The organism is Pseudomonas kilonensis (assembly GCF_001269885.1).
In the GTDB taxonomy this organism is placed as follows: Bacteria; Pseudomonadota; Gammaproteobacteria; order Pseudomonadales; family Pseudomonadaceae; genus Aquipseudomonas; species Aquipseudomonas kilonensis.
Genome location: NZ_LHVH01000024.1, coordinates 449,171 through 474,250 on the forward strand (window position 1 = coordinate 449,171; position 25,080 = coordinate 474,250).

The window sequence follows — 25,080 nt, forward strand, 5'->3', positions numbered from 1 at the left end:
GGATAAATCCCCTCGCCACAAAAAAGCATCATGCAACAACATCCTGCAACACCACAAAACGCCCCGCCATCCACCGATGCCGGGGCGTTTTGCCGTCTAACATTCAACTTGCGCCACCCGGGGCCGACAAACTGGCAATATCAGGCCTTTGTCTCACGGAGAAATGGACATGCTTCTACGCACCCTGCTGACCCTCCTGCTGCTTGGTAGCAGCCTGTCAGCCATGGCCGATACGCAAGTCGTGCCGCTGAACTACCGCACCAGCGCCGACCTGCTGCCGGTGGCGCAGAATTTCATCGGCAAGGACGGCCAGGTCAGCGCCTACGGCAACCAACTGATCGTCAACGCCGAGCCGGGCAAGATCGAAGAACTTCGGCAATTCCTCGCGCAATTGGACACCGCGCCCAAGCGCCTGCTGATTACGGTCGATACCAACGAAAACAACCTGCAGGGCGACCAGGGTTACTCGATCAACGGTGCCGCGCCCAGCCAGACCCGCATCATCAACCGCAGCACCGCCAGCCGTGACGGCGGCGTGCAGCAGGTGCAAGCCAGCGAAGGCCAGCCGGCGCTGATCCAGGTCGGCCAGAGCGTGCCCTTCACCAGCAGCCAGACCGACAACTACGGCCGCCTGCAAAGCCAGACCGAATACCGCAACGTCACCCAGGGTTTTTATGTCACGGCGAGCGTCACCGGTGAGACCGTTCACCTCAGTATCAGTACCAACCGTGACCGTATGAGTCAGGAGCGTCCCGATGTAGTGAACGTTCAGAGTACCGACACAACCGTCAGTGGCCGCCTGGGTGAATGGATCACCCTGGCCGGCGTCAATCGCCAGACTCAAGCCGACAAGCAGGGCCTGACCCGCAGCTACTCTACCCAGGGCCGCGACGACATGATTTTGCGGGTCAAGGTCGATACCCTGAACTGAAGCACCAAAAACTGACTGATGAGTCGTATTAGACCAAAGATGTAGTGCCACAAAAAAAGCACTACAAAACGTTTGACGAGCCAAAAAACCAAAGGCATGATGGCCTCGCTCCCGCTAATCAGGGGCCCTGGCAAGGGCCTTCGGGTCGACGCTTGCAACTACCCTGCGAGCCGATTCGTGTCTGTACCGCCCACAAGGTGTGTTTGACGAGGTTGCGACTGGAACGAAGTTGTCCCGAGGGACGGAAGCGTAACTAGGTAACCCGGCATCACTCTGAGTTCGTATGGAGGCCCACGACGCCCGAATGCGCCCGCAGTTCGCCCCTACCTGCTCACTTTCCCCTCGAGCCCATCGTTCATCCCGTCGCCTCCCCGCCTGAACCGACTTGTACGCCAATCCCTGGTCGGCAGGAGCAAGGAATTTTCCACCAAGACCTATGCGACGAGGTTTATCTCCATGGCACTGACACGCGAACAGCAAATTGCAGCCCTTGAAAAAGACTGGGCTGAAAACCCGCGCTGGAAAGGCGTGAAGCGCAATTATTCCGCTGCTGACGTCGTCCGTCTGCGTGGCTCGGTTCAACCTGAGCACACCTTTGCGAAACTGGGCGCCGAGAAGCTTTGGAACCTGGTGACCCAGGGCGCCAAGCCAGCCTTCCGTCCCGAGAAAGATTTCGTCAACTGCATGGGTGCCCTGACCGGCGGCCAGGCTGTGCAGCAAGTCAAGGCCGGCATCCAGGCGATCTACCTGTCGGGCTGGCAAGTGGCCGCGGACAACAACTCCGCCGAGTCGATGTACCCCGACCAGTCGCTGTACCCGGTGGATTCGGTTCCAACCGTGGTCAAGCGCATCAACAACTCGTTCCGTCGCGCCGACCAGATCCAGTGGAAAGCCGGCAAGAACCCGGGCGACGAAGGCTACATCGACTACTTCGCGCCGATCGTGGCTGACGCTGAAGCCGGTTTCGGTGGTGTCCTGAACGCCTACGAGCTGATGAAGAGCATGATCGAGGCAGGCGCCGCCGGCGTTCACTTCGAAGACCAATTGGCTTCGGTGAAGAAATGCGGCCACATGGGCGGCAAGGTACTGGTTCCAACCCAGGAAGCCGTGCAGAAGCTGACCGCTGCCCGCCTGGCTGCCGACGTTGCCGGTGTACCGACCATCATCCTGGCCCGTACCGACGCCAACGCCGCCGACCTGCTGACCTCCGACTGCGACCCGTACGACCAACCGTTCGTGACCGGTACCCGCACCCAGGAAGGTTTCTACAAGGTGCGCGCCGGTCTCGACCAGGCTATCTCCCGTGGCCTGGCCTACGCGCCGTACGCCGACCTGATCTGGTGCGAAACCGCCAAGCCAGACCTGGACGAGGCACGTCGCTTCGCCGAAGCGATCAAGAAGGAATACCCGGACCAACTGCTGTCGTACAACTGCTCACCTTCCTTCAACTGGAAGAAAAACCTGGACGACGCGACCATCGCCAAGTTCCAGCGCGAACTGTCCGCCATGGGCTACAAGCACCAGTTCATCACCCTGGCCGGCATTCACAACATGTGGCACAGCATGTTCAACCTGGCGCACGACTACGCCCGCAACGACATGACCGCCTACGTGAAGCTGCAAGAGCAAGAGTTCGCTGACGCCGCCAAGGGCTACACCTTCGTGGCTCACCAGCAGGAAGTGGGCACCGGCTACTTCGACGACATGACCACCGTGATCCAGGGCGGCACTTCGTCGGTGACCGCACTGACCGGCTCCACCGAAGAAGAACAGTTCCACTGATACACGCCGTAAACGGCCCTTGCGGACCGAGTAAAAGCTAACCGCAAAGCCGATGATCTGACGCCCCGACTGGTTCGGGGCTTTTTTTTGCCGGTTTTCCCCGCTCCGCTTTTCACACCTTGAAGTGACTGACCATCTGCTGCAACTGGTTACCCAGGCGCGCCAACTCGATGCTGGAGGCTGCGGTTTCTTCGCTGGCGGAGGCGGTCTGTTCGGATACATCGCGCACGCTCAGGATACTGCGGCTGATTTCCTCGGCCACCGAGCTTTGTTGCACCGCGGCGGCGGCAATCTGTTGGTTCATGGCCTGGATGCCAGAAACCGCCTGGGTGATGTTGCTCAGGGAGGTGCCGGCTTTACCTGCCAATTCCACGCTGCTGTCGGTCAGTTCGCGGCTGTTTCGCATGATGCTCGACACCTGGCGCGTGCCGTTCTGCAAGCCCGCCACCAGGCTTTCAATCTCTTCGGTGGAATGCTGGGTACGCTGGGCCAATCCACGTACTTCATCGGCGACCACGGCAAAACCGCGCCCGGCGTCACCTGCGCGAGCGGCCTCGATGGCGGCGTTAAGGGCCAGCAAGTTGGTCTGTTCAGCCACCGCCCGGATCACGTCCATGATCTTGCCGATGCGCCCGCTTTCCTGTTCCAGCTCGTTCATGGCTTCGACGGAGCGCCCGACTTCGCCGGCCAAGCGCTCAATCTGAACGATGGCCTGCGCGACCACCTGGTCGCCAATACGGGCGTGGGCATCGGCCTCTGATGCAGCTGCGCGAGCTTGTTCGGCATTACGCGCGACTTCATGCACGGTGACCGACATTTCGTGCATGGCGGTAGCCACCTGATCGGTCTCGGTCTTCTGACTGTTGACCCCGGCACTGGTCTGCTCGGTGACAGCCGATAGCTCTTCGGCGGCACTGGCGATTTGGGTGACGCCATCGCGGATGCCACCGATCAGGTCGCGCAAGGTGGTGCCCATGCGCTCAATACCCTGCTGCAAGACACCCAGTTCGTCACGACGGGTCACGGTCATGTGTTGCGTAAGGTCGCCCGCTGCAATGCGATCGACCACAGCCAATGTGTCCTGCAACGGTCGCGTAATCTGGCGGGTGATGATCAGGGCGGCAAAAATCCCCAGCAACATCGCCAAGGCAGTACAGCTCAGTTGCAGGATGCGAGCCTGGGCGCTGTCTTCGTCGCGGGAGACCAGTTGGCTGGCATACATTTCGTCAGACAGACGAGTGATGGTTTCACCCAAATCGACAGTGTCCTGCACGGCCTTGCCAATGGCCTGATTGCTGGCAGTGAAGTCCAGCACCGAACGGCGGTAAGCGATCAGCGCGGCTTCCAGCTGCTTGATGGTGTCGGCATAGGTCGGACCGAAAGCGCTGTTGAGGGTTTCGATGCCCTTGAGCGCATTTTCGAGCTGGCGGGTGGCGGCGAGCTCGGTGGCGCTGTTGGGGTTGCCGGTATAGCCACGCACTTCATAACGCACCAGTGCCACGTCCTCTTTTGCCTTGAGGATGATCCTGTACAGCTCGAAACGGCGCTCATCCGAGGCAGGCATTGCTTCAACGTCATTGATGACCTTGGCAATCAGCGCGGCACCCTTGACCGCATTGACGCCCATTTCCTTGCGCATGGCGGCGTCATTGCGATAAGCCTCGCGCATCGTATTCAGTGCCACTTGATACTGCGTGCTGGCCTGCTCGATCAGCGCAAGTTTTTTCAGGTTTTCAGGTTTTCTCAACTCGTTTGCGAGGCTTTTCTGCTTGGCGACAAACTGCTCCAGCGACGCCTGGATCAACGCACCCTTTTGTTCATCTCCCCGGTCCAACTGATATTGCAAGCGAGCCCTGCGCAGGTGATCAAGACGATCGCCGAGTTCAGCAATGCTGGCCATTCGATCAGTACGCTGGATCATTTTGCCCAAGCTGACCCAGCCGGTCGCGGCGAGGATAGCGGTCAGAAGCAGCACAACGGCAAAGCCCAAAGCCAGCTTGAGCATAACGCTCATATTCGCGATCCAAGAGTTCATGGCATTCCTTATGGTCATCCGCCGCGAACGATGAAACCTGGCGCGGCTATCTAAGAAGGGGCGTCAGCCTAATCAAGTATTGATATAGATGATTAGATGAATGAGGCACAAAGATAGCCATTTGACATCATTCCTTCAAGGGAAGTCGCGATGTATCGATTAAGCGGGGGGGGGGCTGACGAGCAAAAATCGGCACGAGCCTGGTTTTTTCACCCGTTTTCTTTGAAGCAACCTACGCTGTAAGAGCAAGCCTGCATCTGTGGGAGTCAGGCTCGCCCGCGATGAACGATTACGCTGTCTGCCTCGGGACCGCGTTGCCGGCATCGCGAGCAAGCCTGGCTCCCACAGGAGCAGTCCCCCACGCAGATCCAACCCTCACCAACCCCCTCCCCCACAAAACGTCGGCGCACGGCTAGAAAAATTGATCGAACGCAGTATTGGGCAGTCCGAAAAGGAGTAAAACGTGCGGCGCTGACAATTGCAGTAGCGGCGATGTAAGACAGTCTCTCAGGCACAATACTAAGTGCACCGCAGAAAGGCCGCTACAGATAATAATAATTATCATTTGGAAGTCGTTATCATTGTTACATTCCGCACGAAATATTATTGATGAATAGCCGGCCAACGCCCACCAGGTCTGGGCCGCAGGGTCCTGGAGGTGCGCTATGTCCTTATTCCAATAAATAATTTCGCTATAGGAATTTTACTTGCCCGGTGTTTAGCCATAAAATCACCGCGATTGATTGCTGCGACATATCGTCACTGCGTTATTTCATTCAAGCTCAGAGACCTTTGCTCTCTGTTAAGGATTTCCAGCATGTCCGAAGCGACAGGACTCATGGCCCACAATTGGGGCTTTGCCATTTTCCTTCTGGGCGTTGTTGGCCTGTGTGCTTTCATGCTCGGTGTGTCGAGCCTGCTTGGGTCAAAAGCCTGGGGCCGCAGCAAAAATGAACCGTTCGAGTCCGGCATGCTACCTACCGGTGGCGCCCGCTTGCGGCTCTCAGCCAAATTCTATCTGGTCGCGATGCTCTTCGTGATCTTCGATATCGAAGCCCTCTTTCTCTTTGCATGGTCTGTGTCCGTCCGCGAAAGCGGCTGGACCGGATTCGTCGAAGCTCTCGTTTTCATAGCAATTCTGTTGGCAGGTCTTGTCTACCTTTACCGGGTGGGGGCGCTTGATTGGGCTCCGGAAGCTCGGCGCAAGCGGCAAGCGAAGCTGAAACAATGAGGCTTTGGCAATGCAATACAATCTCACCAGGATCGACCCCGATGCTCCTAACGAGCAGTATCCGATTGGCGAACGGGAAACCGTCGCCGATCCGTTAGAAGATCAAGTCCACAAAAACATCTTCATGGGCAAGCTCGAAGACGTGCTGAACAGCACGGTCAACTGGGGTCGCAAGAACTCCCTGTGGCCGTACAACTTCGGTCTTTCGTGCTGCTACGTGGAAATGACCACCGCCTTCACGGCGCCCCACGACATCGCGCGCTTTGGCGCCGAGGTGATCCGGGCATCGCCACGCCAGGCGGATTTCATGGTTATCGCCGGTACCTGCTTCATCAAGATGGCGCCGATCATCCAGCGTCTCTACGAGCAAATGCTCGAGCCCAAGTGGGTCATCTCCATGGGTTCGTGCGCCAACTCCGGTGGCATGTACGACATCTACTCCGTCGTTCAAGGGGTGGACAAGTTCCTGCCCGTGGACGTCTACGTGCCCGGCTGCCCGCCTCGCCCTGAAGCTTTCCTGCAAGGCCTGATGCTGTTGCAGGAGTCGATTGGCCAGGAGCGTCGCCCACTGTCCTGGGTCGTTGGCGATCAAGGCGTCTATCGCGCCGACATGCCATCGCAAAAGGAACAGCGCCGCGAACAGCGTATCGCAGTCACCAACCTGCGCAGCCCCGACGAAGTCTGATCCAGCTCTGTTCCTCTAAAAGAAACGAGAACCTGGCTTCATTCTTTACGTTGACCGAAAGCGATAAATAACCATGACTACAGGCAGTGCTCTGTACATCCCGCCTTACAAGGCAGACGACCAGGATGTGGTCGTCGAACTGAACAACCGTTTTGGCCCCGAGGCGTTCACCGCCCAGCCGACCCGCACCGGCATGCCGGTGCTTTGGGTTGCCCGCGCCAAACTCGTCGAAGTCCTGACGTTCCTGCGCAACCTGCCCAAGCCGTACGTCATGCTCTATGACCTGCACGGCGTGGACGAGCGCCTGCGCACCAAGCGTCAAGGGCTGCCCGACGGCGTCGACTTCACCGTGTTCTATCACCTGATGTCGATCGAGCGTAATAGTGACGTAATGATCAAGGTCGCCTTGTCCGAGAGCGACCTTAGCGTGCCGACCGTGACCGGCATCTGGCCGAACGCCAACTGGTACGAGCGTGAAGTGTGGGACATGTACGGGATCGACTTCCCCGGCCACCCGCACCTGACCCGCATCATGATGCCGCCGACCTGGGAAGGTCACCCGCTGCGCAAGGACTTCCCGGCCCGCGCCACCGAGTTCGACCCGTTCAGCCTGTCCCTGGCCAAGCAACAGCTCGAGGAAGAAGCCGCGCGCTTCAAGCCTGAAGACTGGGGCATGAAGCGTTCGGGCGCCAACGAGGACTACATGTTCCTCAACCTGGGTCCGAACCACCCTTCGGCCCACGGTGCGTTCCGCATCATCCTGCAGCTGGACGGCGAAGAGATCGTCGACTGCGTGCCTGACATCGGCTACCACCACCGTGGTGCCGAGAAAATGGCCGAGCGCCAGTCCTGGCACAGCTTCATCCCGTACACCGACCGCATCGATTACCTCGGCGGCGTGATGAACAACCTGCCGTACGTGCTTTCGGTCGAGAAACTGGCCGGGATCAAGGTACCGGAGAAGGTCGACGTCATCCGCATCATGATGGCCGAGTTCTTCCGTATCACCAGTCACCTGCTGTTCCTGGGTACCTATATCCAGGACGTGGGCGCCATGACGCCGGTGTTCTTCACCTTCACCGACCGCCAGAAGGCCTACACGGTGATCGAAGCCATCACCGGTTTCCGCCTGCACCCGGCCTGGTACCGCATCGGTGGCGTTGCCCACGACCTGCCACGCGGCTGGGAAAAGCTGGTCAAGGATTTCGTCGAGTGGATGCCCAAGCGCCTGGACGAATACACCAAGGCCGCCCTGCAGAACAGCATCCTCAAGGGTCGTACCATCGGGGTCGCCGCCTACAACACCAAAGAGGCCCTGGAATGGGGCGTCACCGGTGCCGGCCTGCGTTCCACCGGTTGCGACTTCGACCTGCGCAAGGCACGCCCCTACTCCGGCTACGAGAACTTCGAATTCGAAGTACCGCTGGCGGCCAATGGCGATGCCTACGACCGCTGCATGGTTCGCGTCGAGGAAATGCGCCAGAGCATCAAGATCATCGACCAATGCATGCGCAACATGCCGGAAGGCCCGTACAAGGCGGATCACCCGCTGACCACGCCGCCGCCCAAAGAGCGCACGCTGCAACACATCGAGACCCTGATCACGCACTTCCTGCAGGTTTCGTGGGGCCCGGTCATGCCGGCCAACGAATCCTTCCAGATGATCGAAGCGACCAAGGGCATCAACAGTTATTACCTGACGAGCGATGGCGGCACCATGAGCTACCGCACCCGGATTCGCACCCCAAGCTTCCCACACCTGCAACAGATCCCTTCGGTGATCAAAGGCAGCATGGTCGCGGACATGATTGCGTACCTGGGTAGTATCGATTTCGTTATGGCCGACGTGGACCGCTAAGCATGAACAGCACGCTTATCCAGACTGACCGTTTCGCCCTGAGCGAAACCGAGCGCTCGGCCATCGAGCACGAGCTGCATCACTACGAAGACCCGCGCGCGGCGTCGATCGAAGCCCTGAAGATCGTCCAGAAGGAACGTGGCTGGGTGCCCGACGGCGCGCTCTACGCCATCGGCGAGATCCTCGGCATCCCGGCCAGCGACGTCGAAGGCGTTGCCACCTTCTACAGCCAGATTTTCCGCCAGCCCGTAGGCCGTCACATCATTCGTGTCTGCGACAGCATGGTCTGCTACATCGGTGGCCACGAATCGGTGGTCAGCGAGATCCAGGGCAAGCTGGGCATCGGCCTGGGCCAGACCACCGCCGACGGGCGCTTCACCCTGCTGCCAGTGTGCTGCCTGGGTAACTGCGACAAGGCACCGGCGCTGATGATCGACGACGACACCTTCGGTGACGTCCAGCCTGACGGCGTCGCCAAACTGCTGGAGGGCTACGTATGACCCTGACTTCCTTCGGGCCTGCCAACCGCATCCAGCGTTCGGCCGAAACCCATCCCCTGACCTGGCGTCTGCGTGACGACGGCGAAGCGGTATGGCTGGACGAATACCAGGCCAAGAATGGCTACGCCGCCGCGCGCAAGGCGTTCAGCGACATGGCCCAGGACGACATCGTCCAGACCGTGAAAGACGCCGGCCTCAAGGGCCGTGGCGGCGCGGGCTTTCCCACGGGTGTGAAGTGGGGCCTGATGCCCAAGGACGAGTCCATCAACATCCGCTACCTGCTGTGCAACGCGGATGAAATGGAGCCCAACACCTGGAAAGACCGCATGCTGATGGAGCAACTGCCCCATCTGCTGATCGAAGGCATGCTGATCAGCGCCCGCGCGCTGAAAACCTACCGTGGCTATATCTTCCTGCGCGGCGAGTACACCACCGCCGCCAAGCACCTGAACCGTGCCGTGGAAGAAGCCAAGGCCGCAGGCCTCTTGGGCAAGAACATCCTGGGCAGCGGTTTTGATTTCGAGCTGTTCGTCCACACCGGTGCCGGGCGCTACATCTGCGGTGAAGAAACCGCACTGATCAACTCCCTGGAAGGCCGTCGCGCCAACCCACGTTCCAAGCCGCCCTTCCCTGCCGCCGTAGGCGTGTGGGGCAAGCCGACCTGCGTGAACAACGTCGAGACCCTGTGCAACGTGCCGGCGATCATCGCCGACGGCGTGGACTGGTACAAATCCCTGGCCCGTGACGGCAGCGAAGACATGGGCACCAAGCTCATGGGCTTCTCCGGCAAGGTCAAGAACCCTGGCCTGTGGGAACTGCCGTTCGGCGTCACCGGCCGCGAGCTGTTCGAAGACTACGCCGGCGGCATGCGCGACGGCTACACGCTCAAGTGCTGGCAGCCTGGCGGCGCCGGTACCGGGTTCCTGTTGCCGGAACACCTGGACGCCCAAATGTACGCCGGCGGCATCGCCAAGGTCGGCACCCGCATGGGTACCGGCCTGGCAATGGCGGTGGACGACAGCGTCAACATGGTGTCGCTGCTGCGCAACATGGAAGAGTTCTTCTCCCGCGAGTCGTGCGGTTTCTGCACCCCTTGCCGCGATGGCCTGCCGTGGAGCGTCAAGCTGCTGCGAGCCCTTGAGAACGGCGAAGGCCAGGCCGGCGACATCGAGACCCTGCTGGGTCTGGTGGGTTTCCTCGGCCCAGGCAAGACCTTCTGTGCTCACGCACCGGGTGCCGTGGAGCCGTTGGGCAGCGCGATCAAATACTTCCGTCCAGAGTTCGAAGCCGGCATCGCGCCCACCAGCGCCGTCGTCCCGCCTCTGGCAAAGCCGATCGTAGTCGGCGCGTAAACGCTTAAAAAGACGAAGGGTCCGTGCCCTTCGTCTTCTCGTGTGATGACGCCGTAAACGGCTGTGTTGATTCACGCGAATAACAAGATTCCATTAGCCACGCCCGCTGACACCGGGCCAACGAAGAACTTTGAACCATGGCCACTATCCACGTAGACGGCAAAGAGCTCGAAGTCGATGGCGCAGACAACCTGTTACAGGCATGTCTGTCGCTGGGCCTCGACATTCCTTATTTCTGCTGGCACCCCGCCCTTGGCAGCGTTGGCGCTTGTCGCCAGTGTGCGGTCAAGCAGTACACCGACGAAAACGACAAGCGTGGTCGGATCGTCATGTCCTGCATGACCCCTGCCACCGACGGCAGCTGGATCTCCATCGACGACGAAGAAGCGAAAGTGTTTCGCGCCAGCGTCGTCGAATGGCTGATGACCAACCACCCTCACGACTGCCCGGTCTGTGAGGAAGGCGGCCACTGCCACCTGCAAGACATGACCGTGATGACCGGCCACAACGAGCGCCGTTATCGCTTCACCAAGCGCACCCACCAGAACCAGCAACTGGGCCCGTTCATTTCCCACGAGATGAACCGCTGCATCGCCTGCTATCGCTGCGTGCGTTTCTACAAGGACTACGCCGGCGGCACCGACCTGGGCGTATTCGGCGCCCACGACAACGTGTACTTCGGTCGCGTTGAAGACGGCACCCTGGAAAGCGAGTTCTCCGGCAACCTCACCGAGGTCTGCCCGACCGGTGTGTTCACCGACAAGACTCACTCCGAGCGCTACAACCGCAAGTGGGACATGCAGTTCTCGCCGAGCATCTGCCATGGCTGCTCCAGCGGTTGCAACATCTCCCCGGGCGAGCGCTACGGTGAACTGCGTCGCATCGAAAACCGCTTCAACGGTTCGGTGAACCAGTACTTCCTGTGTGACCGTGGCCGCTTCGGCTATGGCTACGTCAACCGCAAGGATCGTCCACGCCAGCCGCAGCTGGCGGGTGGCGCCAAGCTGAGCCTGGACCAAGCGCTGGACAAGGCCGCCGAGCTGCTGCGCGGTCGCAACATCGTCGGCATCGGTTCGCCACGGGCCAGCCTGGAAAGCAACTATGCGCTGCGTGAACTGGTCGGCGCCGAGCACTTCTACAGTGGCATCGAAGCCGGTGAGCTGGAACGCATCCGCCTGGTGCTGCAAGTGCTCAAGGACAGCCCGCTGCCCGTGCCGAACATGCGCGACATCGAAGACCACGACGCGGTATTCGTCCTTGGCGAAGACCTGACCCAGACCGCCGCCCGCATGGCCCTGGCCCTGCGCCAGTCGGTCAAGGGCAAGGCCGAAGACATGGCCGACGCCATGCGCGTGCAGCCGTGGCTCGACGCCGCAGTGAAAAACATCGGCCAGCACGCGCTGAACCCGCTGTTCATCGCCAGCCTCGCTGAAACCAAGCTCGACGACGTGGCCGAAGAATGCGTCCACGCAGCTCCGGACGATCTGGCCCGCATCGGTTTCGCCGTGGCCCACGCCCTGGACGCCAGCGCCCCGGCCGTCGACGGCCTGGACAGCGAAGCGGCCGCCCTGGCCCAACGCATCGCCGACGCCCTGCTGGCGGCCAAGCGTCCACTGATCATCGCCGGCACCTCCCTGGGTTCCAAGGCGTTGATCGAAGCCGCGGCCAACATCGCCAAGGCCTTGAAGCTGCGCGAGAAGAACGGCTCCATCAGCCTGATCGTCCCGGAAGCCAACAGCCTCGGCTTGGCCATGCTCGGTGGCGAATCGGTGGACGCCGCCCTGCAAGCGGTGATCGACGGCAGCGCCGACGCCATCGTGGTGCTGGAGAACGATCTGTTCACCCGCACTGACAAGGCCAAGGTCGATGCCGCGTTGAACGCAGCCAAGGTTGTGATCGTCGCCGACCATCAGAAAACCGCCACCACCGACCGCGCCCACCTGGTGCTGCCGGCGGCGAGCTTCGCCGAAGGCGACGGTACGCTGGTCAGCCAGGAAGGTCGCGCCCAGCGCTTCTTCCAGGTCTTCGACCCGACTTACCTGGACGCCAGCATCCTGGTCCATGAAGGCTGGCGCTGGCTGCACGCCCTGCGCGCCACCCTGCTGGACCAGCCGATCGACTGGACGCAACTGGACCACGTTACCGCCGCCGTCGCTTCGAGCAGCCAGCAACTGGCCGCCATCGTCGACGCCGCACCGTCCGCCTCGTTCCGCATCAAAGGCCTGAAGCTGGCGCGCGAACCGCTGCGCTACTCCGGTCGCACCGCCATGCGCGCCGACATCAGCGTTCACGAACCGCGCACCTCCCAGGACAACGACACCGCGTTCTCGTTCTCCATGGAAGGCTACTCGGGCTCGACCGAACCGCGTTCCCAGGTGCCATTCGCCTGGTCGCCGGGCTGGAACTCGCCGCAAGCCTGGAACAAGTTCCAGGACGAAGTCGGTGGTCACCTGCGTGCAGGCGACCCGGGCACCCGCCTGATCGAAAGCCAAGGCGATGGCCTGAGCTGGTTCGCCAGCGTGCCGCGCGCCTTCAATCCGGCACCGGGCACCTGGCAGGTCGTGCCGTTCCATCACCTGTTCGGCAGCGAAGAAAACTCTTCCAAGGCCGCTCCGGTGCAGGAACGCATCCCGGCCGCTTACGTGTCGCTGGCCAAGTCCGAAGCCGACCGCCTGGGCGTCAACGACGGTGCCCTGCTGAGCCTGAACGTGGCCGGCCAGACCTTGCGTCTGCCGCTGCGCATCAATGAAGAACTGGGCGCCGGCCTGGTGGCCCTGCCGGCCGGCCTGGCAGGCATCCCGCCAGCGATTTTCGGCAAAACCGTCGACGGTCTGCAGGAGGCAGCGCAATGAGCTGGTTCACCCCTGAAGTGATCGCTGTGATCCTGACGGTCCTCAAGGCCATCGTGATCCTGCTGGCCGTGGTGGTCGCAGGCGCACTGTTGAGCTTCGTCGAACGTCGCCTGCTGGGCTGGTGGCAGGACCGCTACGGTCCGAACCGCGTTGGCCCGTACGGGATGTTCCAGATCGCCGCCGACATGATCAAGATGTTCTTCAAGGAAGACTGGACGCCGCCGTTTGCCGACAAGGTGATCTTCACCCTGGCACCGGTCGTGGCCATGAGCGCCTTGCTGATCGCCTTCGCGATCATCCCGATCACCCCGACCTGGGGCGTGGCGGACCTGAACATCGGCCTGCTGTTCTTCTTCGCCATGGCTGGTCTGTCGGTGTATGCGGTGCTGTTCGCCGGCTGGTCGAGCAACAACAAGTTCGCCCTGCTGGGCAGCCTGCGGGCCTCGGCCCAGACCGTGTCCTACGAAGTGTTCATGGGCCTGGCGCTCATGGGCATCGTGATCCAGGCCGGCTCGTTCAACATGCGCGACATCGTCGAGTACCAGGCCCAGAACCTGTGGTTCATCATTCCGCAGTTCTTCGGTTTCTGTACCTTCTTCATCGCGGGCGTGGCCGTGACTCACCGTCACCCCTTCGACCAGCCGGAAGCGGAGCAGGAACTGGCAGACGGTTACCACATCGAATATGCCGGCATGAAATGGGGCATGTTCTTCGTCGGTGAATACATCGGCATCATCCTGATCTCGGCGCTGCTGGTAACGCTGTTCTTCGGTGGCTGGCACGGTCCGTTCGGCATCCTGCCGCAACTGTCCTTCGTCTGGTTCGCCCTGAAGACCGCGTTCTTCATCATGCTGTTCGTCCTGCTGCGCGCCTCGATCCCGCGCCCACGCTACGACCAGGTGATGGACTTCAGCTGGAAATTCTGCCTGCCGCTGACCCTGATCAACATGCTGGTGACCGCTGCGATCGTTTTGATGAACGCGCCTGCGGCCGCGGTTCAGTGAGGATTTGACCCATGTTCAAATATATTGGCGACATCGTTAAGGGTACTGGTACCCAACTGCGAAGCCTGGTCATGATCTTCGGCCATGGCTTTCGCAAGCGTGACACCCTGCAATACCCGGAAGAGCCGGTCTACCTGGCACCACGCTATCGTGGCCGCATCGTCCTGACCCGCGACCCCGACGGCGAAGAGCGCTGCGTGGCCTGCAACCTGTGCGCCGTGGCGTGCCCGGTGGGTTGCATCTCGCTGCAGAAAGCTGAAACCGAAGACGGTCGCTGGTACCCGGACTTCTTCCGCATCAACTTCTCGCGCTGCATTTTCTGCGGCCTCTGCGAGGAAGCCTGCCCGACCACCGCGATCCAGCTCACGCCGGATTTCGAAATGGCCGAGTTCAAACGTCAGGACCTGGTGTACGAGAAAGAAGATCTGCTGATTTCCGGTCCCGGTAAAAACCCTGATTACAACTTCTATCGTGTTGCAGGTATGGCCATTGCCGGTAAGCCAAAAGGCGCCGCGCAGAACGAAGCCGAACCGATCAACGTGAAGAGCTTGCTGCCTTAAGGAAGAAAGATGGAATTCGCTTTCTATTTCGCATCGGGTATCGCGGTGGTGTCCACGCTTCGTGTGGTCACCAACACCAACCCTGTGCACGCCCTGCTCTACCTGATCATTTCGCTGATCGCCGTGGCCATGACCTTCTTCGCCCTCGGTGCACCGTTCGCCGGTGCCCTGGAAGTGATCGCCTACGCCGGCGCCATCATGGTGCTGTTCGTGTTCGTGGTGATGATGCTCAACCTCGGTCCGGCCGCGGTCCAGCAGGAACGCTCCTGGCTCAAGCCCGGCATCTGGGCGGGACCGGTGATCCTGTCCGCCCTGCTGCTGGGTGAACTGCTGTATGTGCTGTTCGCTCACCAGAGCGGCCAGGCCATCGGCCACACCACCGTAGACGCCAAGGCCGTGGGCATCAGCCTGTTCGGTCCGTACCTGCTGGTGGTCGAACTCGCCTCGATGCTGCTGCTTGCCGCAGCCGTCACGGCGTTCCATTTGGGCCGTAACGAGGCGAAGGAGTAATCACATGCCTGCTATCCCTCTCGAGCATGGTCTGGCGGTTGCCGGCATCCTGTTCTGCCTCGGTCTGGTTGGCCTGATGGTCCGCCGCAACATTCTGTTCGTGCTGATGAGCCTGGAGGTCATGATGAATGCCTCCGCCCTGGCTTTCATCGTCGCGGGCGCTCGCTGGGCGCAGCCGGATGGACAGATCATGTTCATCCTGGTGATCAGCCTGGCAGCCGCCGAGGCCAGTATCGGCCTGGCGATCCTGTTGCAGCTGTATCGCCGCTTCCACACTCTCGATATCGACGCTGCCAGCGAGATGCGCGGATGAACCTACTCTTTCTGACTTTCGTATTCCCCCTCATTGGTTTCCTGCTGCTGTCGTTCTCTCGTGGACGCTGGTCGGAAAACCTTTCAGCACTGGTTGGCGTGGGTTCCATCGGTCTGTCTGCCATCGTCACGGCCTACGTGATCTGGCAATTCAACGTCGCCCCACCGGAAGGTGGCAGGTACGTGCAGGTGCTGTGGCAGTGGATGGCCGTTGAAGGCTTCACACCGAACTTCGCCCTCTACCTGGACGGCCTGTCGGTGACCATGCTCGGCGTGGTGGTCGGGGTGGGTTTCCTGATCCACCTGTTCGCCTCCTGGTACATGCGCGGTGAAGCCGGTTATTCGCGCTTCTTCGCCTACACCAACCTGTTCATCGCCAGCATGCTGTTCCTGGTGCTCGGCGATAACCTGTTGTTCCTGTACTTCGGCTGGGAAGGCGTGGGCCTGTGCTCGTACCTGTTGATCGGTTTCTACTACAGCAACCGCAACAACGGGAATGCCGCACTCAAGGCGTTCATCGTCACCCGGATCGGCGACGTGTTCATGGCCATCGGCCTGTTCATCCTGTTCCAACAATTGGGCACGCTGAATATCCAGGAACTGCTGGTCAAGGCACCCGAGCACTTCAAGGTCGGTGACTTCTGGATCGTCCTGGCGACCCTGATGCTGCTGGGCGGCGCCGTCGGTAAATCCGCGCAACTGCCGCTGCAAACCTGGTTGGCGGACGCGATGGCCGGCCCTACCCCGGTCTCGGCACTGATCCACGCCGCAACCATGGTGACCGCCGGTGTCTACCTGATCGCCCGTACCCACGGCCTGTTCGCCCTGGCGCCGGACATCCTGCACCTGGTCGGCATCGTCGGCGGCGTGACCCTGGTACTGGCCGGTTTTGCCGCCCTGGTACAGACCGACATCAAGCGCATCCTCGCCTACTCGACCATGAGCCAGATCGGCTACATGTTCCTGGCCCTGGGCGTTGGTGCCTGGGAAGGCGCGATCTTCCACCTGATGACCCACGCCTTCTTCAAGGCGCTGCTGTTCCTTGCTTCCGGTGCGGTGATCGTTGCCTGCCACCACGAGCAGAACATCTTCAAGATGGGCGGCCTGTGGAAGAAACTGCCGTTGGCCTACACCAGCTTCATCGTCGGCGGCGCGGCCCTGGCGGCCCTGCCACTGGTCACCGCCGGTTTCTACTCCAAGGACGAGATCCTCTGGGAAGCGTTCGCCAGCGGTAACCAGGCGCTGCTCTATGCCGGCCTGGTGGGTGCGTTCATGACCTCGCTGTACACCTTCCGCCTGATCTTCATCGCGTTCCATGGTGAAGCCAAGACCGAAGCCCATGCCGGCCATGGCATTGCCCACTGGCTGCCACTGTCGGTGCTGATCGTGCTGTCGACCTTCGTCGGCGCCATGATCACCCCACCGCTGGCCGATGTGCTGCCGCAAAGCGTCGGCCATGCCGGCGGCGAAGCCAAGCACAGCCTGGAAATCGCCTCGGGCGCCATCGCCCTGGCGGGTATCCTGCTGGCCGCCCTGCTGTTCCTGGGCAAGCGTCGTTTCGTCACGGCGATCGCCAACAGCGGCATCGGGCGATTCCTTTCGGCCTGGTGGTTCGCCGCCTGGGGCTTCGACTGGATCTACGACAAACTGTTCGTCAAGCCATACCTTGCGATCAGCCACATTCTGCGCAAAGACCCGCTCGACCAGACCATTGGCCTGATCCCGCGCATGGCCAAGGGCGGCCACACTGCCCTGAGCCGTACCGAGACCGGTCAACTGCGTTGGTATGCGGCTTCCATGGCGGCTGGCGCCGTGTTGGTTATCGGCGCCATCGTGCTGGTAGCGGTCTGATATGAACCTTGCGAACTTGCGAAAGGAAACGAGCCCGTCATGATTCTGCCCTGGCTAATCCTGATCCCCTTCATCGGCGGCCTGCTGTGCTGGATCGCGGAGCGCTCCAGCTCCACGCTCCCGCGCTGGATTGCGCTGCTGACCATGTCCCTGGAACTCGCGCTCGGCCTCTGGCTGTGGGCGACCGGCGACTATTCATTTGCTCCGGCTCCTGGCGCCGATCCGACCTGGGCGCTTGAATTCAAGCACGTCTGGATCGCGCGCTTCGGCATCAGCGTGCACCTGGCCCTCGACGGCCTGTCGCTGCTGATGATCCTGCTGACCGGCCTGCTGGGTATCCTCTCGGTACTCTGCTCCTGGAAAGAGATCCAGCGTCATGTGGGTTTCTTCCACCTGAACCTGATGTGGATCCTGGGCGGCGTCATCGGCGTGTTCCTGGCGCTGGACCTGTTCATGTTCTTCTTCTTCTGGGAAATGATGCTGGTGCCGATGTACTTCCTCATCGCGCTCTGGGGTCACAGTTCTTCGGACGGCAAGAAAACCCGGATCTACGCGGCGACCAAGTTCTTCATCTTCACCCAGGCTTCCGGCCTGATCATGTTGGTGGCGATCCTTGGCCTGGTGCTGGTCAACTTCAACAACACTGGCGTGATTACCTTCAACTACGCCGACCTGTTGAAAGTGCAGATGTCCAAGACCACCGAGTACGTGCTGATGCTCGGCTTCTTCATCGCCTTCGCGGTGAAGCTGCCGGTGGTGCCGTTCCACTCCTGGCTGCCCGACGCTCACGCCCAGGCGCCGACCGCAGGTTCCGTGGACCTGGCGGGTATCTTGCTCAAGACCGCGGCCTACGGCCTGCTGCGCTTTGCCCTGCCGCTGTTCCCCAACGCTTCGGCCGAGTTCGCGCCGATCGCCATGACCCTGGGCCTGATCGGGATTTTCTACGGTGCGTTCCTGGCGTTCGCCCAGACCGACATCAAGCGCCTGATCGCGTTCTCCAGCGTTTCGCACATGGGCTTCGTGCTGATCGGGATCTACTCCGGCAGCCAGCTCGCCCTGCAAGGCGCGGTGATCCAGATGCTGGCTCACGGCCTGTCGGCGGCAGCGCTGTTTATCCTCAGCGGCCAGTTGTACGAGCGCCTGCACACCCGGGATATGCGTGAGATGGGCGGCATCTGGTCGCGCATCGCCTACCTGCCGGCCATCAGCCTGTTCTTCGCAGCCGCTTCCCTGGGCCTGCCGGGCACTGGCAACTTCGTCGGCGAGTTCCTGATCCTGATCGGCACGTTCGCCAGCGCTCCGTGGATCACCGCCATCGCCACTTCCGGCCTGGTGTTCGGTTCGGTCTACTCGCTGATCATGATCCACCGTGCCTACTTCGGCCCGACCAAGTCGGACGAAGTGCTGCGTGGCATGGACGGTCGCGAACTGATCATGGTGCTCGGCCTTGCGGTGCTGCTGGTTTACCTCGGCGTTTTCCCGCAACCGTTCCTCGACACCTCTGCCGCCACGATGCATGGCGTGCAGCAGTGGCTCGGCACCGCCTTCTCTCAACTCGCTTCGGCCCGGTAAGAGCGCTATGGAATTCACGATTCAACACTTTATCGCGCTTGCGCCGCTGTTGATCACCAGCGCCACGATCATCGTGGTGATGCTGGCGATCGCCTGGCGGCGCAATCACTCACAGACCTTCCTGCTGTCGGTGGCGGGGCTGAACCTGGCCCTGCTGTCGATCCTGCCGGCCCTGAAAGTCGCGCCCCTGGCGGTCACCCCGCTGATACAGATCGACAGCTTCGCCTGCCTCTACATGGCGTTGATCCTGGTCGCCACCCTGGCCTGCGTCACCCTCGCCCACGCCTACCTCGGCGATGGCGGTTCGGGTTACCCGGGCAACCGCGAAGAACTGTACCTGCTGATCCTGATGGCCGCCGCCGGTGGCCTGGTCCTGGTCAGCGCGCAGCACCTGGCCAGCCTGTTCATCGGCCTGGAACTGCTCTCGGTACCGGTCTACGGCCTGGTGGCCTACGCCTTCTTCAACAAGCGTTCCCTGGAAGCCGGCATCAAGTACATGGTGCTGTCGGCGGCCGGTTCCGCGTTCCTGTTGTTCGGCATGGCCCTGCTCTACGCCGAAGCCGGCACCCTGAGCTTCGTTGGCATCGGCCAGGCCCTGGCGGCCACCGGCCTGCCTAGCCCGATCGCGCAACTGGGCCTGGGCATGATGCTGATCGGCCTGGCGTTCAAGCTGTCGCTGGTACCGTTCCACCTCTGGACCCCGGACGTCTACGAAGGCGCCCCGGCGCCAGTGGCGGCGTTCCTGGCCACCGCGTCGAAAGTGGCGGTGTTCGCGGTCATGGTGCGTCTGTTCCAGATCTCGCCCGTGGCCAGCAGCGGTGTGCTGAGCGACGTGCTGACCATCATCGCCATCGCGTCGATCCTGTTCGGTAACCTGCTGGCACTGACGCAAAGCAACCTCAAGCGTCTGCTGGGTTACTCGTCCATCGCCCACTTCGGCTACCTGCTGATCGCCCTGATCGCCAGCAAGGGCCTGGCCGTGGAAGCCATCGGCGTGTACCTGGTCACCTACGTGATCACCAGCCTCGGCGCGTTTGGCGTGATCACCCTGATGTCCTCGCCGTACAACGGCCGCGACGCCGATGCCCTGTACGAATACCGCGGCCTGTTCTGGCGCCGTCCGTACCTGACCGCCGTGCTGACCGTGATGATGCTGTCCCTGGCCGGCATCCCGCTGACCGCCGGCTTCATCGGCAAGTTCTACATCATCGCCACCGGCGTCGAGGCTCACCAATGGTGGCTGGTCGGCTCCCTGGTGCTGGGCAGTGCCATCGGCGTGTTCTACTACCTGCGCGTCATGGTCACCCTGTACCTGATGGAACCGAACCTGCGTCGCCACGACGCCGAGTTGCACTGGGAACAGAAGGCAGGCGGCGTGATGCTGCTGGCCATCGCCGCACTGGCGTTCTTCCTTGGTGTGTACCCGCAGCCGTTGCTGACCCTGGTTCAGCAGGCTGGTTTGACGGGCTGATCGCGTAGCGGTAGCTCGTAGAAAACAGAAACGGCACCTTTGGGTGCCGTTTCTGCGTTTGGGGGATGATGGATTTTCAGAAACCCGTGATCGCAGCCTTTCTTGCTCCAGTTCTTATGCGATCAATCAAACCTTCCTATAAAAGCCCCTTAACCATGGGAACACACGCCAGTTGAAGCCCCGAAGGGGAATGGTAGATCGCAGGTACCTCACCCACAAAACCGCAGCGTCGGTAAAAGTCCGCCGCATTCAAAGTCGCATCAAGCTTGACTTCTTCCAGGCCCAACCCTCGCGCGAGGCATTCGAGATGATCCAGGATTCTCCTGCCGATACCCCGTTGCATAAAATCAGGATGCACAAAGATCGCGCCAATTTCGCTGTTCTCCAGATCAAGCATGCCTGTCGCCACTGGCTCTGCGTCTATACAGCCCAGATAGAAGTGCTTCTCCATCAGTGTGTGATAGCCATCCTCGGCCGCACCCGCCGTCCACGCCAATAGCTGCGTCTCGGTATAGGCGCCGATGCATTGGTGCTGGATCGCTAGACGGCGAATGTCGAATGCCGTCTGGGAATCGCTGTGTCTGGCTCGTCTAATCTCGAACATTTCACTCTCCGTCAGCCATGTTCGGACGGAGAACTAAAAAGCCCCGTCCATCTCTGGCGGGGCTTGGGGTAACACGTCAAATTCTATGCACGCATGACCTCATGGCCCGCCAGAAGCGGTCATGGAGGAACACATCATGTTCATTCGGCGTGTGTAAATCATGGGCAGATAGTGCTGAGGATGGCCAGGCAAGTCAATCTCGAAGCGGCTTTGCGGAACGTGCGCTTTTGGCCAGGTGTCGTGCGCATGTCCCTGCAAGCTTTTGAGTACCGGGAGCATACATCGAGTCCACGCCACACCCACTACCCAAGCAGGGCTATCCTCAACCCGCAACCTGCAAGCCGTGAAGGAGAAACAACATTGAATGTCGATATCGAGTGCGTCGTCGTAGGCGCGGGGGTCGTCGGGCTCGCCGTGGCACGGGAAATGGCCCGTGCCGGTCATGAAGTGCTGCTGATCGAAGCCGCCGAAGCCATCGGCATGGGCATCAGTTCGCGCAACTCCGAAGTCATCCACGCGGGCATCTATTACCCACCGGGCAGTCTCAAGGCGCAGTTGTGCGTCGAAGGCCGGCGACGGCTGTATGACTATTGCGAAAGCCACGGCGTCGCCACCCGCCGGCTCGGCAAGTTGATCGTTGCCACGGATCAGGCGCAGGTGGCCGGACTCGAGACATTGCTTGAGCGGGGCTTGATGAACGGCGTGGACGACCTGCGCCTGCTCGACCAAGAACAGGCGCAGGCTTTGGAACCGGCCCTGTCCTGTGTCGCCGCGCTGTATTCGCCTTCCACCGGTATCGTCGATTCCCACGCTCTGATGCTGGCCTTGCTGGGTGACGCCGAAGCGGCCGGGGCGGACATTGCTTTCCACACGCCTTTGCTGGGTGCTCGCGTCATCACCGGGGGGTTCATGCTGGAGTTGGGCGGCACGGCGCAGATGACCCTGTCCTGTCGCCTGCTGATCAACGCCGCCGGCCTCCAGGCACCCGCCCTCGCCCGCCGCATCGAAGGCCTGGAGTTGCAATCGGTGCCCGAGGACTTTTTGTGCAAGGGCAACTACTTCAGCCTCACCGGGCGGGCACCGTTCCGGCACTTGGTCTATCCCGCCCCGGAAGCCGCCGGCCTGGGCATCCACATGACGCTGGACCTGGCCGGCCAGGCGCGTTTCGGGCCGGACACCGAATGGGTCGAGGGCGAGGACTACCGAGTGGATCCGGCCCGGGCCGAAGCGTTTTACCCGGCGATCCGCAGTTATTGGCCGGGCCTGCCGGACCAGAGCCTGCAACCGGCCTACAGCGGCATCCGCCCGAAGATCTCCGCGCCCGGCGAACCGACCCGCGACTTTGTCATCAGCAGCGAGGCCGAACACCGGGTGCCAGGGTTGATCAACCTGCTCGGGATCGAGTCGCCCGGGCTGACGTCCTGCCTGGCACTCGCCAGCCGGGTCCGACAACGGATCGAACATGTCTAGCCACCAGCGCAAAGTGCAACGCGTTTTGCACCCCGCTCATGCAGCTTGCACGACCCCGGAAATTATTATCCTTTCAACTTATTGTTTTTAAAGGGTTTTAAATCGATCCTCGGCTGGCACAGCTGATGCAATTCAGCTCCTACGCGGCGTTGGCGCTCGAAGCCTGCCCGCATCCGTGTATTGCCGAGGAGCTACCTATGAATGCCATCGATCTGTTGAAAGCCGACCACGAACGCGTCAAAGCCATCCTGACTCAACTGAGCGAGTCGACCGAACGCGCGGTGAAAAAACGTACCGACCTGTTGGCGAAACTGGAAATGGAAATTTCCATCCACACCCGCCTCGAAGAAGAAATTCTTTATCCGGCTTTCAAGCAGGCCGGTGGCAAGGACGAGGCCGAAATGTATTACGAGGCCAAGGAAGAACACCGTACCGTCGACTCGCTGGTGCTGCCGGACCTGAAAGCCACCGATCCCACCCAGCCGGAATTCGCCGGTCGGGTGAAAGTGGTCAAGGAACTGCTTGAGCACCACATCGAGGAAGAAGAAAAGGAAATGTTCCCCCACGCGAAAAAACTGCTGGGCAAGGCCAAACTCGATGCCTTGGGTGCAGACATGGAAACCATGAAAGCGCAGTACAAAAAAGAACTGAGCAGCGCCAACCTCGCCGCCTGATCAAAGCGCCGTAGATGCTTCAGCCGTCATGTGACGGCTGAATGCGTTGCGGCGCTTTATTGCATTTGTTCGCGCAAGAATTCCACCAACGCCTGCACTGGGCGTGCACTTTGTCGATGCTGGGGATACACCGCCGACAGCGCCAACGGTTCGGTCTCGAAGCCTTCCAGGACCTTGATCAGCCGCCCATCCTTCAAGGCATCGCCGAGGATGAAAGCGGGTAGATAGGTGATGCCCATCCCGGCGATGGCCGCGTCCCTGAGCAAATCCCCATTATTGGCGCGCATGCGTCCCGTGACCTCCAGGGTCAACGGTTTGCCAGTCCCCGCAAAACGCCACTGCACCTGACGGCTGTGACCATAGGGCAAGCAGTCGTGATTGCGCAGGTCTTCAGGCCGCGCGGGTGTGCCTCTTTGCGCCAGGTAGGTGGGGCTGGCGCAGTACACCCGCTCGATGGTCGCGATGCGCCGGGCAATCAGCGTCGAATCCTCCAGCACGCCGATGCGCAGTGCCAGGTCATAGCCCTCCCCCAGCAGATCCACCGAGCGGTCGCTCAGGTCCACCTCGACGCTCACGCCCGGATAGCGCTGCAGGAACAGCGGCAGCAGGCTGCCCAGGTGCGCCACCGCGAAGGACAGCGGCGCACTGAGGCGAAGGGTGCCGCGAGGCTCGCTAGTCTGGCCGCTGATGCCCTGCTCCACCTGTTCAACGTCATTGAGCAGGCGCAGCGCCGCTTCGTAATAGCGCTGGCCCAGGGGCGTGACGTCCAGCCGCCGGGTCGAGCGATTGAGCAGACGCACACCCAGGCGTTGTTCCAGTTCCATCAGCTTGCGGCTGACGAACTGCTTGGACAGCCCCAGTTTTTCCGCCGCCGCGGTGAAACTGCCCGACTCCATGACCTGGGCAAAGATGCGCATTTCTTCGAAGGGGTTCATTGTCATTCCTGGGGTGGACAGTCAGGGGGGATTGGCTGGGCATTGTGGTCTTGGTGAGTCTGATTGCCTAGCTGTGGGGATGTGCCACCGTCATCGCGAGCAAGCTTTGCTCCCACATTGGATCTGTGGGGAAACCTGTGGGAGCAAAGCTTGCTCGCGATAGCATCGGCACAATTTGCGAGGCGCTAATGCCAAACAAAAAAACGCCCGCACAAGGCGGGCGTCATTCAGCATGGACCGCTTACTTGGCCGTCAGCGCCGAGTAGCTGTTCATCAGGTTGCGGTAGTTCGGAATGCGCTGGGACAGCAGGTTGCCCAGGCCTTCGATGTCGTTGCGCCAGTCGCGATGCAGCTCACAGGCCACCGAAAACCAGTTCATCATCTGCGCGCCGGCAGCGGTCATGCGTACCCAGGCGGCCTGTTGCACGGTTTCGTTGAACGTACCCGAGGCGTCGGTCACCACGAACACGTCAAAACCTTCAGCCAGCGCCGACAGGGTCGGGAACGCCACGCAGACGTCGGTGACCACGCCAGCGATGATCAGTTGCTTGCGGCCGGTGGCCTTGATCGCCTTGACGAAATCTTCGTTGTCCCAGGCATTGATCTGGCCTGGACGCGGGATGTACGGCGCGTCCGGGAACATTTCCTTGAGCTCCGGCACGATCGGGCCGTTAGGGCCTTGTTCGAAGCTGGTGGTCAGGATGGTCGGCAGTTCAAAGAACTTCGCCAGGTCGGCCAAGGCCAGCACGTTGTTCTTGAACTCGTTGGGCGAGAAGTCCTGGACCAGGGAAATCAGGCCGGTCTGGTGATCGACCAGCAGGACGACCGCGTCGTCTTTGTTCAGACGGTTGTAGGCGGGAACGTTGCTCATGGGATGACTCCTTTGGGATG

At 61.1% G+C, this 25,080-nt stretch carries 21 protein-coding genes and 1 pseudogene; 17 read left to right on the forward strand and 5 right to left on the reverse strand.

The genetic code is table 11. The features are described 5' to 3' along the window. The first annotated feature begins 169 nt into the window (after nt 1–169). Both AD662_RS18345 and aceA read left to right on the forward strand, forming a co-directional pair. Complete coding sequence (locus AD662_RS18345; RefSeq protein WP_014337680.1) at nt 170–931, forward strand: secretin N-terminal domain-containing protein; 762 nt, start codon at nt 170–172, stop codon at nt 929–931. A gap of 456 nt (nt 932–1,387) precedes the next feature. Further along, nucleotides 1,388–2,713: an isocitrate lyase gene (aceA, locus tag AD662_RS18350; RefSeq protein WP_018609214.1), complete on the forward strand. Its 1,326-nt coding sequence runs from the start codon at nt 1,388–1,390 to the stop codon at nt 2,711–2,713. A 112-nt stretch (nt 2,714–2,825) separates the two neighbouring features. Here aceA and AD662_RS30175 read toward each other — a convergent pair whose 3' ends face one another. Together AD662_RS30175 and AD662_RS30180 are read right to left on the reverse strand one after the other, a co-directional pair. After that, nucleotides 2,826–3,743 (reverse strand): methyl-accepting chemotaxis protein, encoded by a 918-nt coding sequence (locus tag AD662_RS30175; RefSeq protein ID WP_408003947.1) that lies wholly within the window; start codon nt 3,741–3,743, stop codon nt 2,826–2,828. Further along, nucleotides 3,729–4,766, reverse strand: a pseudogene (locus AD662_RS30180) (methyl-accepting chemotaxis protein); the annotation flags it as partial. The gene AD662_RS30175 and the pseudogene AD662_RS30180, both read right to left, overlap by 15 nt. 799 nt (nt 4,767–5,565) lie before the next feature. Here AD662_RS30180 and AD662_RS18360 point away from each other — a divergent pair. The 13 genes from AD662_RS18360 (at nt 5,566) to nuoN (ending at nt 20,506) form a co-directional block, all read left to right on the forward strand. After that, nucleotides 5,566–5,979, forward strand: a complete 414-nt coding sequence (locus AD662_RS18360) for an NADH-quinone oxidoreductase subunit A (protein ID WP_003203367.1) — start codon at nt 5,566–5,568, stop codon at nt 5,977–5,979. A gap of 10 nt (nt 5,980–5,989) precedes the next feature. After that, nucleotides 5,990–6,664 carry a NuoB/complex I 20 kDa subunit family protein gene (locus AD662_RS18365; RefSeq protein WP_013693708.1) on the forward strand — a complete coding sequence of 225 codons (675 nt, stop codon included), beginning with the start codon at nt 5,990–5,992 and terminating at the stop codon, nt 6,662–6,664. Nucleotides 6,665–6,737: 73 nt separating this feature from the next. Then, complete coding sequence (gene nuoC / locus AD662_RS18370) at nt 6,738–8,522, forward strand: NADH-quinone oxidoreductase subunit C/D (RefSeq protein WP_018609203.1); 1,785 nt, start codon at nt 6,738–6,740, stop codon at nt 8,520–8,522. Nucleotides 8,523–8,524: 2 nt separating this feature from the next. Further along, on the forward strand, nt 8,525–9,022 hold the full coding sequence (nuoE, locus tag AD662_RS18375) for an NADH-quinone oxidoreductase subunit NuoE (protein WP_018609201.1): 498 nt from the start codon (nt 8,525–8,527) through the stop codon (nt 9,020–9,022). After that, nucleotides 9,019–10,374: an NADH-quinone oxidoreductase subunit NuoF gene (gene nuoF, locus AD662_RS18380; protein ID WP_018609199.1), complete on the forward strand. Its 1,356-nt coding sequence runs from the start codon at nt 9,019–9,021 to the stop codon at nt 10,372–10,374. The genes nuoE and nuoF overlap by 4 nt, the downstream gene beginning before the upstream one ends. Before the next feature lie 137 nt (nt 10,375–10,511). Next, on the forward strand, nt 10,512–13,226 hold the full coding sequence (gene nuoG, locus AD662_RS18385; protein ID WP_053189333.1) for an NADH-quinone oxidoreductase subunit NuoG: 2,715 nt from the start codon (nt 10,512–10,514) through the stop codon (nt 13,224–13,226). Next, nucleotides 13,223–14,230, forward strand: a complete 1,008-nt coding sequence (gene nuoH, locus AD662_RS18390) for an NADH-quinone oxidoreductase subunit NuoH (protein ID WP_014337673.1) — start codon at nt 13,223–13,225, stop codon at nt 14,228–14,230. The genes nuoG and nuoH overlap by 4 nt, the downstream gene beginning before the upstream one ends. A gap of 11 nt (nt 14,231–14,241) precedes the next feature. Then, nucleotides 14,242–14,790 (forward strand): NADH-quinone oxidoreductase subunit NuoI, encoded by a 549-nt coding sequence (gene nuoI, locus AD662_RS18395; RefSeq protein ID WP_003180051.1) that lies wholly within the window; start codon nt 14,242–14,244, stop codon nt 14,788–14,790. Nucleotides 14,791–14,799: 9 nt separating this feature from the next. Further along, entirely contained in the window at nt 14,800–15,300 is a 501-nt protein-coding gene (gene nuoJ / locus AD662_RS18400) for an NADH-quinone oxidoreductase subunit J (RefSeq protein WP_003203382.1), read from the forward strand. A 4-nt stretch (nt 15,301–15,304) separates the two neighbouring features. Continuing rightward, entirely contained in the window at nt 15,305–15,613 is a 309-nt protein-coding gene (gene nuoK, locus AD662_RS18405; protein WP_003180046.1) for an NADH-quinone oxidoreductase subunit NuoK, read from the forward strand. Further along, nucleotides 15,610–17,463, forward strand: coding sequence for an NADH-quinone oxidoreductase subunit L (gene nuoL, locus AD662_RS18410; RefSeq protein WP_024617388.1), 1,854 nt, complete (start codon nt 15,610–15,612; stop codon nt 17,461–17,463). The genes nuoK and nuoL overlap by 4 nt, the downstream gene beginning before the upstream one ends. A 39-nt stretch (nt 17,464–17,502) precedes the next feature. Further along, a complete protein-coding gene (nuoM, locus tag AD662_RS18415) occupies nt 17,503–19,035 on the forward strand; it encodes an NADH-quinone oxidoreductase subunit M (protein WP_014337671.1) in 1,533 nt (510 codons plus the stop codon). Between the two features lie 7 nt (nt 19,036–19,042). After that, the gene (gene nuoN / locus AD662_RS18420; RefSeq protein WP_024617386.1) at nt 19,043–20,506 is read left to right on the forward strand and encodes an NADH-quinone oxidoreductase subunit NuoN; all 1,464 of its coding nucleotides are present in this window, start codon (nt 19,043–19,045) and stop codon (nt 20,504–20,506) included. A gap of 136 nt (nt 20,507–20,642) precedes the next feature. Here the strand turns inward: nuoN and AD662_RS18425 are convergent, their stop codons facing one another. After that, a complete protein-coding gene (locus AD662_RS18425) occupies nt 20,643–21,110 on the reverse strand; it encodes a GNAT family N-acetyltransferase (protein WP_053189335.1) in 468 nt (155 codons plus the stop codon). A gap of 360 nt (nt 21,111–21,470) precedes the next feature. Here AD662_RS18425 and AD662_RS18430 point away from each other — a divergent pair, with 360 nt between their 5' ends. Together AD662_RS18430 and AD662_RS18435 are read left to right on the forward strand one after the other, a co-directional pair. Next, nucleotides 21,471–22,580 (forward strand): NAD(P)/FAD-dependent oxidoreductase, encoded by a 1,110-nt coding sequence (locus AD662_RS18430; protein ID WP_053189337.1) that lies wholly within the window; start codon nt 21,471–21,473, stop codon nt 22,578–22,580. Nucleotides 22,581–22,777: 197 nt separating this feature from the next. Continuing rightward, nucleotides 22,778–23,254, forward strand: a complete 477-nt coding sequence (locus AD662_RS18435) for a PA2171 family ribosome-binding persister protein (RefSeq protein WP_003203396.1) — start codon at nt 22,778–22,780, stop codon at nt 23,252–23,254. 56 nt (nt 23,255–23,310) lie between these two features. Here the strand turns inward: AD662_RS18435 and AD662_RS18440 are convergent, their stop codons facing one another. Then, nucleotides 23,311–24,189 (reverse strand): LysR family transcriptional regulator, encoded by an 879-nt coding sequence (locus tag AD662_RS18440; protein ID WP_053189339.1) that lies wholly within the window; start codon nt 24,187–24,189, stop codon nt 23,311–23,313. Nucleotides 24,190–24,430: 241 nt separating this feature from the next. Continuing rightward, nucleotides 24,431–25,060, reverse strand: a complete 630-nt coding sequence (gene ycaC / locus AD662_RS18445) for an isochorismate family cysteine hydrolase YcaC (RefSeq protein WP_014337664.1) — start codon at nt 25,058–25,060, stop codon at nt 24,431–24,433. Nucleotides 25,061–25,080 lie beyond the last annotated feature (20 nt).

Bases quoted from the DNA above. Each gene is read 5' to 3' on its own strand.
- AD662_RS18345 (WP_014337680.1), top strand. From the start codon at position 170: ATGCTTCTACGCACCCTGCTGACCCTCCTGCTGCTTGGTAGCAGCCTG.
- aceA (WP_018609214.1), top strand. From the start codon at position 1,388: ATGGCACTGACACGCGAACAGCAAATTGCAGCCCTTGAAAAAGACTGG.
- AD662_RS30175 (WP_408003947.1), bottom strand. From the start codon at position 3,743: ATGACCGTGACCCGTCGTGACGAACTGGGTGTCTTGCAGCAGGGTATT.
- AD662_RS18360 (WP_003203367.1), top strand. From the start codon at position 5,566: ATGTCCGAAGCGACAGGACTCATGGCCCACAATTGGGGCTTTGCCATT.
- AD662_RS18365 (WP_013693708.1), top strand. From the start codon at position 5,990: ATGCAATACAATCTCACCAGGATCGACCCCGATGCTCCTAACGAGCAG.
- nuoC (WP_018609203.1), top strand. From the start codon at position 6,738: ATGACTACAGGCAGTGCTCTGTACATCCCGCCTTACAAGGCAGACGAC.
- nuoE (WP_018609201.1), top strand. From the start codon at position 8,525: ATGAACAGCACGCTTATCCAGACTGACCGTTTCGCCCTGAGCGAAACC.
- nuoF (WP_018609199.1), top strand. From the start codon at position 9,019: ATGACCCTGACTTCCTTCGGGCCTGCCAACCGCATCCAGCGTTCGGCC.
- nuoG (WP_053189333.1), top strand. From the start codon at position 10,512: ATGGCCACTATCCACGTAGACGGCAAAGAGCTCGAAGTCGATGGCGCA.
- nuoH (WP_014337673.1), top strand. From the start codon at position 13,223: ATGAGCTGGTTCACCCCTGAAGTGATCGCTGTGATCCTGACGGTCCTC.
- nuoI (WP_003180051.1), top strand. From the start codon at position 14,242: ATGTTCAAATATATTGGCGACATCGTTAAGGGTACTGGTACCCAACTG.
- nuoJ (WP_003203382.1), top strand. From the start codon at position 14,800: ATGGAATTCGCTTTCTATTTCGCATCGGGTATCGCGGTGGTGTCCACG.
- nuoK (WP_003180046.1), top strand. From the start codon at position 15,305: ATGCCTGCTATCCCTCTCGAGCATGGTCTGGCGGTTGCCGGCATCCTG.
- nuoL (WP_024617388.1), top strand. From the start codon at position 15,610: ATGAACCTACTCTTTCTGACTTTCGTATTCCCCCTCATTGGTTTCCTG.
- nuoM (WP_014337671.1), top strand. From the start codon at position 17,503: ATGATTCTGCCCTGGCTAATCCTGATCCCCTTCATCGGCGGCCTGCTG.
- nuoN (WP_024617386.1), top strand. From the start codon at position 19,043: ATGGAATTCACGATTCAACACTTTATCGCGCTTGCGCCGCTGTTGATC.
- AD662_RS18425 (WP_053189335.1), bottom strand. From the start codon at position 21,110: ATGTTCGAGATTAGACGAGCCAGACACAGCGATTCCCAGACGGCATTC.
- AD662_RS18435 (WP_003203396.1), top strand. From the start codon at position 22,778: ATGAATGCCATCGATCTGTTGAAAGCCGACCACGAACGCGTCAAAGCC.
- AD662_RS18440 (WP_053189339.1), bottom strand. From the start codon at position 24,189: ATGAACCCCTTCGAAGAAATGCGCATCTTTGCCCAGGTCATGGAGTCG.
- ycaC (WP_014337664.1), bottom strand. From the start codon at position 25,060: ATGAGCAACGTTCCCGCCTACAACCGTCTGAACAAAGACGACGCGGTC.